The following is an 11,807-nucleotide window of genomic DNA, read 5'->3' as shown; positions in this document are numbered from 1 at the left end:
CAACTGCCTATAAATTTTACTAAAACATGAAAGAAAATAGCTTTAAAAAGTACTTAAGAGGCTTACTCATTATAATATCCTATCTTTTTATTTCTCAACATACGTATGCGCAATCCAAAATTTACTTTGATAAAGACTGGAAGACAACAACGAAAGAAAAAGCGGAATTTTACAGGCTTCTAACTAAAAAAAACGACTCCCTATTTCATATAAAAGATTTTTATATCAATGGGAAGCTACAAATGGAAGGGCATATTTCTGAGCTAGAAAATGAAACCCTAGAAGATAAGATAGTTTGGTATACTGCTGAGGGAAAAATAACAAATTCTGCAACCTATAAAAAGGGCATATTACACGGACCGTCTATAACCTATCTAGAAAATGGTAAAATAGATTATACGACCGAGTATAAACACGGAGAAATTTATGATGGTATCTATTCTAGCAGATATTCTGATGCCTATTTTAAGCAGTATTATGCGCATGGAAAACTACTTAAACAAGTAGAATTTAAAGCAAGAAATGACTTCCACAACCTTAAAACACGCGTATTTGGTATGGAAAAAGATACCGTATACTGGAGGAATACGAAAGGAGACAAACTAATAGGTATAGGCATTTACCCAAGTTCTAGTACTGAAATTATAGAAGGATTAAAAATTGAGAATAATTCTTCAATAGCTGTGCATACCCATTATAAAGACAGTAAAAGAGAAGGTATTCAACAAGTTTTTTATAAAGATACACTGCTAGCAGAACAAACCTTTGTAAATGATGTCGTGGTTTTAGAAAGATCTAAAAACCCATTAAATGGTAAAACCGTAGAGATTAATTTTAAAGAGGGTGAACCCTACACCGGTCACCTTTTTCAATTTGATCAGGTCTATGAATATTACTATGAGTTTATTTATGAAGAAGGTATCGTCCTCATCAAAAACCATTATGAATTGCTTGATGGCGTCTTAAAATTAAATCCAGACAAGTCCTATAAAAGATAATGCCTTGATTAAAACTATTGTTAAAAAGGACAATAAACATAAAGGGTTCGGCCTTAAGTGAAAGTCAATACTTCTCCCGTGCTCTATAATTTATTATCCTGAACATTAAAAAAAATAACGTTTCTAATAAAAATACAAACAACAAGCTTTTGCTATGTGCGTAAACGGAAGTAAAAAACTTTCGTATGCTCCACAATACACTTGGCTCCAGCTTAAGTAACAATTACCTAATGAATAAAATACTACCACTATTACTGGTTTTAGCAACAATTTTATCTTGTAAGACAGAAAAAACAACCGAAATAATTGTTATTGGAACACTTCATAAACCAGAACCTAATTTCAACCCTGAGATTCTCTTCCATATATTAGAAAATATTCAACCAGATTTTATATTAGAGGAACTAGACACTTCTTTTTTTACTTCAGATTTTAAACACAAAAGTGTTTCAAATAGTAATGAGCGTATGGCCTCTGAAAAATATATTGCAAAATACCCAAGCACTAAATTGAGACCCTATGAATTTGAAGGAAGAAATGAATATAGGATAAATACTGGCTCACGACCAACAGATGGGTTAACAACAAAACTAATAGATAGTTTAAATAACGTTGATTTATTATCCGAAACAGAAGCCAAAATTCATAATAAATATAAAGCGCTCATAGAACCATTAATCATAGTAGCATCTAAATCTCCTGAAAATTTCAATAACCCATCAACAGACAGCATTTGCGCAGAAAGACAATATTATCAGTATACAATGCTATCCAAAATAACGAATAAAAGAAATGAATTTGCAACACGCTTTCACACGAAACCAAATGGTGAAAAAATAAGTTATCGAGATGGATATCAGTTGGCCGGTGATTTCTGGGATTTGAGAAATCAAACAATGGCCAAAAATATAATGCAGATTTCTGAACAGCATCAAGGCAAAAAAATTGTTGTACTCTGTGGGTTTATGCACCGATATTATATTTTAAGTGAATTGAAAAAATTAACAGCTGACAAAAATATTATCATAAAAGAGTTTTACGAAGAATGAAAGCTTTTACCAATAAAGAGCTAAGCTAAAAACCTACTAATTCTTAAAGACCTTACTTTTCAAAATAGAAATTTTATAATACCGTGCTACCTATAAATTTTAAAACTTTTCAAATTCTGCGGATTTCCGCAAGGTTTCAAATACTATTATGTTTTATATTAGCAACGTAATACTCCCCCCACAAAAATTTACATAGTTTACGGTATGTTTTAATGTGTATTTAGAAACAAGACCAGGAAACATGACTAAGAGAATTAGACGTCCTGTAATTTTATAGGATGATGCTACAGATGCATCATTAGGTGAACGTCATAGTGACAGCTAAGCATTGGTTTGATAGAGCGATTAATTTAAGGCACCTGTTCTTGATATAAAAACTAATCTTAGTGTTGTAAATTTATAATAGCTATAATGAACATATGTTGAATATATAATAGTTGGCTTTAATTTAAAAAAACACACCAAAGTAAATAATGATATATTTTTTAAAGGCAAATAATAGAATAAAAATTGGATATGCAAATGATCCGACTCATAGAATTCCATCTATTCAGACATCCAGTCCATTTGAATTAGAAGTTTTATTAATAATTGACGGGAATTATGATAGAGAAAGAGAACTTCATCAAAAATTTGAAGCATTCAGGAAAAGTGGAGAATGGTTCGAATACTCTGAACCTATTAGGAATTTTATAAGCCAAAATAGTTCTGAAGACAGAAAATACGAGTTCGGATTTGTAAATGAAGCTTTTGCAGGAAACGAACAAATTTTAACAATAAGAAAAAGACATAAGATATCGCTGGAATCACTTGGGTCTAAACTTGATATGACAAGGCAAGGAGTTTACAAAATACAACAAAGTGAGAAATCAGGAGCAATATCAATTAATAGTTTAAAAAAAGTTGCGGAAGCTTTAGATTATACATTTGAATATCGTTTTGTAAAATCTAATGATGAGAATGAAAAAATATAGCCAATAATGTATAACCAAAACGGAGGTATCTACGAATCGCTAACTTTGATTTTAGCAAACTAACTTTAATAAGCATATTTATCCATGCACTTTTTATTTAAAAATAATATATATATGTATCTTTTATTTACATTTTTTATACATATTTGTATACTTTTGTAAATATTATTATATACATATGTATGTTTTCTAAAAAATTATGAGAAACAAAAAACAACTTCTAATTGAACAACTAGACAAAAAATTAGAGAAATTTAAAGATTCAGCAATGGTCCAGATTCCAACAAAAGGATGGATAAACACTATCCGGACCACACTTAATATGACTAGGGACCAGTTAGGGACCAAACTTGAAATGACTAAAGGAGCTATACAAAAGATAGAAGAACGAGAGGCTTTAGGTCAAATAACCATTAACAAATTAAGAGATGTAGGTCAAGCACTGGATATGAAATTTGTATATGGATTTGTCCCAAATAATGGGACCATCGACGACTTAATCCAAATCGAAGCAGAAAAACTGGCCCAAAAAATAGTGTTGCGGACCAATCAAAATATGAAACTAGAGGACCAAGGAATTGGAGATGAAAAAATAGCCAGAACTATAAAGGAACTTGCTAGTGAAATCAAACGAGAGATGAGAAAGTCATTATGGGATTAGAATTCGATTATGAGGATGGACAAACAGCACTAGACGAGGAAGAAAAGGAAGGTCTTAAAATAAAGTCAATTACAACTCAAGGAGAGTTGGATGAATTTGAGCAATTAAACATTGAAAAAGTAGTCGAGTGGACTATTCACACAAAATTTAAACCTGAAAATATATTGACAGAAAAGTTTATTAAAAACTTACACAAAAGAATGTATGGTGATGTATGGAAATGGGCAGGTGAATTTAGAAGAAGTGAAAAAAACATCGGAATATCTTGGACACAAATTGGAATTGAATTAAAGAATTTATTGGACGACACAAAGTATTGGATTGAGAACAAAACCTATTTACCAGAAGAAGTTGCAATTAGATTTAAACATCGAATAGTATCTATTCATTGTTTTCCTAATGGAAATGGAAGACATTCTAGAATGATGGCGGACATCATAATAGAATCAATATTTCATAAAGAAATATTCTCGTGGCATCAATCAAATATGGTTAAATCTGACGAAATAAGAAAAGAATATATTAACGCTTTAAAAAAAGCTGACGATGGAAACGTTGCACCATTAATTAAATTTGCAAAAAACTAAAGCCAACACTAGCAACCATTGTACAACTCCATATTTTATAATACAAAGACATTTATAACCACCTTTTAAGGCAGTTTCATATTTCAATTAGTTAAGTAATTGGTTATTTTTGAGGTGCATAAACATATTAGTATTAACTATGAACATTATTATTTTCGGACCACCCCTTGCTGGAAAAGGAACACAAAGTAAAAAGATTATTAATGATTTTGGGGTAACCCACCTCTCTACGGGAGATGTGTTAAGACAAGAAAAAGCTCAAAAATCAGAATTAGGAATTAAGGCATCTGAATATAGCAGCAAAGGATTATTGGCACCTGATGATTTAGTAGCTCAAATAGTCGAAAAATTCTATCTCAATAACAAGTCTGAAAAAGGAATTTTATTTGATGGATATCCTCGTAATATTGAACAGGCAAAGCATTTGATAAATGTAATTAAGAACGATGGTAGCCATATTGACCGGGTTATATTTTTAAAAGTCCCTAAGGAAGAACTCTTAAAGCGGGCTATAAAAAGAGCTGAAGAAGAAAATAGAACTGATGATAAGGATCGTGAAATTGTAATGACAAGAATTAATGAGTTTAGCAACGCTACAATTCCTGCAATAAATTTCCTTAAAGAATCTGGAGTTGAAACTATTGAGATTAATGGAAACCAATCTATAGAGAATATTTTTGAAACTATAAAAGAGGGTTTACAATAAAACGAAACATCGATAAGTTATACATGAATAGTTAAGTTCGGACCAAAAAGAAAAATTTCTTAAAACTATTCTATGCCCAGCTTTTGTGTGAAAAAAAAATTCTCTTTATAGTAATTTTAAACAATTGATAAGCAATAAATTGTTATTAAAAACCGCTACTACACATGTATAAAAAGCTTAGCAAACATATAAAACATTTACCATGATTATAGATGACTTATTAAAATTTTATAAGAATGAGCTGACTATGAGTTCACAAATATATAAACACAACTTTGCACTAAAAAATCTTTGTATTGTATTAGGTTTTTCTTCATATATATATTTTTGGCATCTATTTATATCTCGTGAAAATATTGGATATATGTTTGCTGCTTTTGGATGTTTTATGAGTTTTCTTTTTCTTAATTTAATATTGAATTCGTTAACTGTTAAAAAAAGACATAGTGATAAATATATTTCCCTTATAACATGGGATATTGCCATGTTTAAAATAGAGTTTGAAAAAAAACTATCTGAAAATATTAACAATTATAGTGATGAAAAACTTATTTTAATACAGGGCGAATTAGAAAAAAAATCGAGTGAATTGAAAACACCATATTTAATAACTTTATCATTTATAACAATATTATTTACTCCTTTATGGGCTTTTTATATTGATAAAACATTAAGCCTTTTTGATGAGAGTTTTATCAAGTTAAGTCTGACTAGTTTAGGATTTTTTATTTTTATCATTTTTATAGCATTTATCCGTTTTACTATGTTTGACTTTAAGGATGTAATTATTAAAAATGATTACTACAACTGTAAAAGACTAAATAATATGATATCCGACTACAGAATTAAAAATAACGTCGGCTAACAAAGAACTGGGTTAAAAAACAAGTAAATTCTTCTTTAACCTGAGACACTAGTATTCCAGGCTCATAGATTCAAAAAACTGATTCTTTGAGCTTTTTTTTGTTTTTAATATGCACCAAAAAATATCCACAAAGACTACTTAGAACGTATTATGAAAAAAATACTTAGCTTTAAAAGCTAATAACCCGTTAACATACCTCTTCTTACATCAAGCAAATTTTTGATCACTTTAATAATGAAAAAGAGTATCCTATTCATTTTAGTTCTAGTTGGTGCCCTACACGCATTAATAGCCCAGCAACACAAAACACATACCACGGTTATAGATTTTAATAAGGATACCGTATTAGATACTCTTATCCACTTTAATGAATATGGAAGTTATTGTGGTGGTAGCGACCTTACCATCATTAATGGTAAAACCAAAGAAAAATTCTTCTTAACAGATCAAGGCTGTTACTCTAGCTTTACGAGATTCATAAGAGTACCCACTGCTCTAAACTCAAAAGCAAATGCTGCTTTTTTAAAAGTAGTAAAAGACACCTTACTGCCTAAAGAAAGAGATAGCTTAGATAGTTCCCTAAAATGGATATGGAGTGGTTCCTTATCCTTACAACAACCCAAAGAACATCCTTTTTTTGACCGCATAGCCACTCCTAAGACTCTTTGGATACCCAACCCACTTACCGTACCAGAACCGTATTACATCACGATTACTGGTGATAGTTTGCAAAAAATAGCGCCAATATTCGGGCCTTCTTATGATGAGAAATTCAATACTGCCTTTTTGGTCTACTACCCATCAATGCTATCTAAAGAGAAATTAGCACATAACACACCTATCCTAAAAAATAATACCTATGAAATTTACAACACACCCCATTCCGTTTACGTAAAAAAAGGAACTAGCTATAAATGGTTGTTTATCTCTGATAATGGTGTTATGGGGGCACCGGGCAAACTTAGATGGGAAGCTATTGAACAAATTCAATTAATAGATAACTACCTCATCATTCATCAAAATTTACCCCCAGATCCTATTTATAATATTTTAATTGTAAATATCGAGACACAGCATGTGGCGCGTTTAAAATTTGAACCTTGCCACGAAACTATGACCAATAAAAGAGGTATGGACACTTTTGAAATTAGAAATAAAAAGCTAATATTCACAGCGTATGGCGATCCTAAGGTGAGAAAAATACCCCTAAAAAAACTCTTCAAAGCTTTAGACCAATTTTAACGAAGGGCCTAAGTGTAGTAATTTATCAAAGGCTTGAGCTTTACCATGCACCTACCCTCTATCTATAGCATACAGCTCGATAGCTTATTGTAGTGCTAATCATTTTATTTAATACAGCTTCATAATATACACTACAACAGCGGCAACTATTCTTCTGAAAAAATTTCTTTTTTGCGTATTCCCAATTTCTTGATTTTTGAATTTAAAGTGGATGTGGGTAAATTTAATAGTTCTGCCGCTCCCCCTTTACCTGAAATTTTTCCATGGCTGCTTTTCAATGTTTTTAAAATAAATTCTCTTTCCATTTCTTCTAAAGAAAGTGTTTGCGCACCCTCAATTACATTGAAATTAGCTGTTTTTTTAGTTAAAGGCGCATATAGATCATCGATAATTTCATGCGGAGACATTAGTATACTGCGTTCAATGTAGTTTTCTAATTCACGAATATTTCCTGGCCATTGGTAATTCATCATTTTCTTCAAAACTCGAGAGGAGAATCTCATTTGTTTTGAGGTAAACTTAGAAATAAAAAAATCTACCAATAGTGGGATGTCTTCTGGGCGCTCTTTTAAAGATGGAATATTAATAGGAAAAACATGTAATCTATAATATAAATCTAACCTAAAACGGCCCGCCTCTACCTCTTCCTCTAAATTTCTATTTGTAGCTGCTATTATCCGGACGTCTAAAGGAATTGTTACATTACTTCCTATTTTTTCAATTTCTTTCTCTTGAAGTACTCGCAATAGTTTTACTTGCGATGCCAGTGACATTTCTCCTATTTCATCTAAAAAAAGAGTTCCGCCATTTGCTTGTTCAAACTTTCCAATTCTTTTTTCCGTAGCCCCCGTGAATGAGCCTTTTTCATGACCGAAAAGAATAGATTCTATTAAATCACTAGGAATAGCTGCACAGTTGACCGTTACAAGCGGATGATGATCTCTGCCTGAATGTTTATGGATGCTTTTGGCGATTAATTCTTTTCCTGTACCACTTTCACCCATCACCAATACAGATGTTCTCATAGGCGCAACATTTTTAATAGCTTCAAAAACGTTTAATAGCGCTGAACTTTTACCTATAATTTCGTTAAACTCTTCTGATTGTTTTTTCTTTAAGATAGGCTTACACTTCTCTGGTACAACTGCCTGGAAATTCTCTTCTATAAGTTTGGACTCCGTTAAATGCAAGACTATAGTTCTTAATCTATTAGATAAATTAGTCAACACCCATAACAATTCGCTTGCGAAAACTTTTTCTTTTTTATTATAGAAGGAGAGTGTCAAGAGATGATCAGTATCTACAACTATAGGAATTTCCAACAAAGATTGAACATGAAAAGAATCAACTATCAATTTTACTAAGCTATTTTTTACTATTAAATCTTCTAACAATTCTTTCTCATAAATAGCAGTTGTGTGTGAACTCTCATGTTCTTTAAAGACTTTCTCTAAATCATTTTTTGTTAGATTAGAAATATTTTTTAATTCATTGATTCCTATAATCTGAAATTCCTTATGACCAATTCTATAAAAACCTAGTATTTTATTTTCTTTGGTTTTTAATGATCTTAGAGCTATTTGCAAATAATCAAAAGGAATAGTCACTTGAAATGCTTTGGCAACATCAAGAAAAACGTCCTCCCATCGGGTACCGTTCAATGTAATTAGAGAAAGTTCTTTCTCAATTTTAGATTGTAACTGATGTTGATAATCAAAACTATGCTTATGGTGGTAGGCTGCTATTTCTAAAGCTACAAGCACATCTTTAGCCCTAAAAGGCTTTACTAAAAAACCATATGGCTTTGTCTTTTTAGCTTCATCAAGTATTGTTTTATTAGAATTTGCAGAAAGGTAAATAAACGGAATTCCTATTTTCTGAAGTTTTTTAGCTAAATCAATTCCAGATAACTTACCTCTTAATCTAATATCAAGTAATACAATGTTAGGTCTTTTTTTTTCAATAGATATCATAGCCATCTCTACAGAAGGCGCGGTTCCTGTAACCAAATACCCTTTTTTCTGTAAAGTTTTAGAAAGATCATTGGCAACTATAAATTCATCCTCTACAATTAATATTTCCAAGTTCATAATCCTAACTTTTCAGTATTGTTTCTCAAATTTACAAGTTTTTAATTTCTGTAGTAAAATTAATCTCAATAGCTACACCATCACAATTTTTAATAATGCAAGTGCCTCCCAATTGTTCTGATAATCCCTTAATTAAAGACATACCTAAGGAAGTAGTATTTCTAAAATCAAAATCTTTGGGCAAACCAATACCAGAATCTTTAATTAAAATAAAACAAGTATTCTCTATTGTTTTCAATCCAATTTCTATAATTCCTTCTCCTTTATGAGGAAAGGCGTATTTAATGGCGTTAGTTATCGCTTCATTCAAAATTAGCCCTACAGGCACAGATTGTTGTTCATCCAATAAAGTATCATCCATATTAAATATAAATTCTACGGAATCTAAAAGGTCAAAACTATCTACCAAATATGCTATAAGATCTTCAATATATGAACTCATTAAAATTTGAGTTATATTTTCATTCTTGTACAATTTTTGATGAATTAAAGATATGGCATATAACCTATTTTGACTATTCCGTATGGCAATTAAAGCTTCTTCACTATTAATATAATCAGATTGCGTGTTCAGCAAGCTCATTACTATTTGAAGATTATTTTTCACACGGTGATGTACTTCTTTAAGCAACCATTCTTTTTCATTTAAAAGCTTTTGTAAAGATGCATTTTGTTGGGCAATTTCTCCCTTTTGACTCGTTAATTTTCGGTTACTTTTTTGTTTATGACTATAACTTTTATATAATAAAATGCTGACTATTACAAACAATATAAGACCTCCAAAAATATAGTTTTTAGTTATCGTTGTTTTCCTCAACTTACTAGATTGTAACAAACCTTCATTAGTCAGTTGCTTAATTTCATTTTCTTTTTTTTCTGTTTCATATTGAATTTGTATTTCTTCAATTTGCCTACTTTTTGTTTCATTAAAAATGAGATCATTTAGTTGTTTATAATTTTGATAACGCTTAATTGCCTCTAAAAAACTGCCCTGTGCAGAATCTATTTTGAATAATAATAAATTTGCCTCTTTAATTTTAGATTTTGCGGCTATTCCACTAGGAACATTTAAAGATTCTAGTAGGTATGTTTTGGCTTTTTCATATTGGCGTCTATCTAAATAAAATGCTCCTACTTCTAGATTAGCTTCTGAGACAAGCACCAAGTACACATCGTCTTTGATTTTTTTAAAAAAATCCATCATGGTCAAATACTCAATCTCCGCATTTTCATAATCGTTTATGGCGCAGAAATACTTTGCATTTACACTGGCATAAATAGCCCTATCATAAAATGTTTTTGGAGGTCTATTTTTATAGACCTCATGCATTAAAAGCCTAGCTTCTTCATTTTTATGAACTGTTATAAGCTCAGAGCACAAATAATTAAGATACCTATACAAATCATTAGTTCCTAAATAGGTATTAGTATCATAATTTTTTAACGCCTTACGATACCACAAAATACTTTTTTCATGCACTCCTAATTCTCTATAATTATCTGCTACAATGCTATAAAAATAGGATTCAAACCTAATATCATTAGTTTCAATCATCCCATCAACACCTTTTAATGCATAGAATAGAGCCTTGTTAAAATCGCCCTGTAATCTATTAATTACAGTTAATAAATTATACGTATGATGCACTCCTATAAACCCAATTTTTTCATATTCATCTACAACATGAATTAATTCATTTTCTGCTTCATCTAATTTCCCCTCATTTAAATGTACATCTGCAATATTTTTAATTGTAGTAATTTCCTTTTCCTTTAATCCTAGAATTTTGTAAAGTTTCAATGCTCTAGTAAAATAATCGACGTTCCGTTCTTTTAGGGGGTTTTTTAAATTTAATATACTATGTATCCTAATCCCTAATTCACTCAAAGTTTCTGCTTCTTTCTTAAGTTGTTTGGTCCTATGATAATATGCTATGGCTTTATGATAATATAACTCGGCTTTTTGAAAATCTTTTTCCTCAAAACCAATTTCTCCATAAAAAAAATAAGTTTCATGAATATATTTGTCATTGCCTATTTTATTACTCAGCTTTAACGCTTTTTCAAAGTAATAATTAGCACTATCTAAATCTACTTTATAGCTGAAAGGTTTATATAAATAGTTACGTCCACTAGCTAATAAATCTTCAATACTATCAATATCTGCCTTTACCCTAGGATGTTGAAAATCTAGAGCTTCTTCTTGTCTTTGCGTTTTTTTTTGACATGCAAGAATCAAAAAAAGTAACAGCGGTAATAGGAATCTGTAGTTTTTTCCCATAAAAGTAAAATGAAGTATATGCCCTCTGTAAAGTTAATTAAAAAATACTCTTAGCATACCTTCAAAAACACTGCCATTATCTAAATAGCTCAAAAACAAAATAGTACAGTCTCTTCTCAAAATCACATAATTGATATGCAACAAAATTCGTCGCTAATTATTGAAATTTCGCTAATTAAAATGAATCAAAAAAATACAATCTATTGTATTACAATTAACTAACCAAAAGGCACGCCATTTGATTTACAATCCGAAAGTTCTAAACTAAAACTTTCTTGTCTTAGTTCAATGCATAGCAGCACCATATAAACCACTTTTGAAAAAAAAATATTTTAATCGTAATCAAAAAAAAGG

Annotated in this window: 10 protein-coding genes; 8 read left to right on the top strand and 2 right to left on the bottom strand. The window is 30.6% G+C overall.

The window, feature by feature from the left end; genetic code table 11:
• The first annotated feature begins 26 nt into the window (after window positions 1–26).
• The 8 genes from M666_RS12580 to M666_RS12545 all read left to right on the top strand — a co-directional run bounded on the left by M666_RS12580 (window position 27) and on the right by M666_RS12545 (window position 7,082).
• On the top strand, window positions 27–998 hold the full coding sequence (locus M666_RS12580; protein ID WP_029446133.1) for a toxin-antitoxin system YwqK family antitoxin: 972 nt from the start codon (window positions 27–29) through the stop codon (window positions 996–998).
• Between the two features lie 230 nt (window positions 999–1,228).
• Entirely contained in the window at window positions 1,229–2,047 is an 819-nt protein-coding gene (locus M666_RS12575) for a hypothetical protein (RefSeq protein WP_039326393.1), read from the top strand.
• 473 nt (window positions 2,048–2,520) lie between these two features.
• Window positions 2,521–3,021, top strand: a complete 501-nt coding sequence (locus tag M666_RS12570; RefSeq protein WP_029446131.1) for a GIY-YIG nuclease family protein — start codon at window positions 2,521–2,523, stop codon at window positions 3,019–3,021.
• 199 nt (window positions 3,022–3,220) lie between these two features.
• Window positions 3,221–3,682, top strand: a complete 462-nt coding sequence (locus tag M666_RS12565) for a mobile mystery protein A (RefSeq protein WP_024480361.1) — start codon at window positions 3,221–3,223, stop codon at window positions 3,680–3,682.
• A complete protein-coding gene (locus M666_RS12560; RefSeq protein WP_024480360.1) occupies window positions 3,673–4,269 on the top strand; it encodes a mobile mystery protein B in 597 nt (198 codons plus the stop codon). The genes M666_RS12565 and M666_RS12560 overlap by 10 nt, the downstream gene beginning before the upstream one ends.
• A 139-nt stretch (window positions 4,270–4,408) precedes the next feature.
• Window positions 4,409–4,975, top strand: coding sequence for an adenylate kinase family protein (locus M666_RS12555; protein ID WP_029446130.1), 567 nt, complete (start codon window positions 4,409–4,411; stop codon window positions 4,973–4,975).
• A gap of 202 nt (window positions 4,976–5,177) precedes the next feature.
• On the top strand, window positions 5,178–5,840 hold the full coding sequence (locus M666_RS12550; RefSeq protein ID WP_029446129.1) for a hypothetical protein: 663 nt from the start codon (window positions 5,178–5,180) through the stop codon (window positions 5,838–5,840).
• A gap of 234 nt (window positions 5,841–6,074) precedes the next feature.
• Window positions 6,075–7,082, top strand: a complete 1,008-nt coding sequence (locus tag M666_RS12545; RefSeq protein ID WP_029446128.1) for a hypothetical protein — start codon at window positions 6,075–6,077, stop codon at window positions 7,080–7,082.
• A gap of 146 nt (window positions 7,083–7,228) precedes the next feature.
• On the opposite strand, the gene M666_RS12540 is transcribed toward M666_RS12545, so the two are convergent.
• The gene (locus tag M666_RS12540) at window positions 7,229–9,172 is read right to left on the bottom strand and encodes a sigma 54-interacting response regulator (protein WP_029446127.1); all 1,944 of its coding nucleotides are present in this window, start codon (window positions 9,170–9,172) and stop codon (window positions 7,229–7,231) included.
• A 31-nt stretch (window positions 9,173–9,203) separates the two neighbouring features.
• On the bottom strand, window positions 9,204–11,453 hold the full coding sequence (locus tag M666_RS12535; RefSeq protein ID WP_029446126.1) for a tetratricopeptide repeat-containing sensor histidine kinase: 2,250 nt from the start codon (window positions 11,451–11,453) through the stop codon (window positions 9,204–9,206).
• Window positions 11,454–11,807 lie beyond the last annotated feature (354 nt).

Origin of the sequence: Cellulophaga baltica 18, assembly GCF_000468615.2 — a bacterium.
Classification (GTDB): Bacteria; Bacteroidota; Bacteroidia; order Flavobacteriales; family Flavobacteriaceae; genus Cellulophaga; species Cellulophaga baltica.
Note: the sequence above shows the minus strand (reverse complement) of the source record. Positions and strands in the feature narration are given on the sequence as shown.

Excerpts from the sequence above, each read along its gene's own strand:
- M666_RS12580 (WP_029446133.1), top strand. The coding sequence starts at position 27 with ATGAAAGAAAATAGCTTTAAAAAGTACTTAAGAGGCTTACTCATTATA.
- M666_RS12575 (WP_039326393.1), top strand. The coding sequence starts at position 1,229 with ATGAATAAAATACTACCACTATTACTGGTTTTAGCAACAATTTTATCT.
- M666_RS12570 (WP_029446131.1), top strand. The coding sequence starts at position 2,521 with ATGATATATTTTTTAAAGGCAAATAATAGAATAAAAATTGGATATGCA.
- M666_RS12565 (WP_024480361.1), top strand. The coding sequence starts at position 3,221 with ATGAGAAACAAAAAACAACTTCTAATTGAACAACTAGACAAAAAATTA.
- M666_RS12560 (WP_024480360.1), top strand. The coding sequence starts at position 3,673 with ATGGGATTAGAATTCGATTATGAGGATGGACAAACAGCACTAGACGAG.
- M666_RS12555 (WP_029446130.1), top strand. The coding sequence starts at position 4,409 with ATGAACATTATTATTTTCGGACCACCCCTTGCTGGAAAAGGAACACAA.
- M666_RS12550 (WP_029446129.1), top strand. The coding sequence starts at position 5,178 with ATGATTATAGATGACTTATTAAAATTTTATAAGAATGAGCTGACTATG.
- M666_RS12545 (WP_029446128.1), top strand. The coding sequence starts at position 6,075 with ATGAAAAAGAGTATCCTATTCATTTTAGTTCTAGTTGGTGCCCTACAC.
- M666_RS12540 (WP_029446127.1), bottom strand. The coding sequence starts at position 9,172 with ATGAACTTGGAAATATTAATTGTAGAGGATGAATTTATAGTTGCCAAT.
- M666_RS12535 (WP_029446126.1), bottom strand. The coding sequence starts at position 11,453 with ATGGGAAAAAACTACAGATTCCTATTACCGCTGTTACTTTTTTTGATT.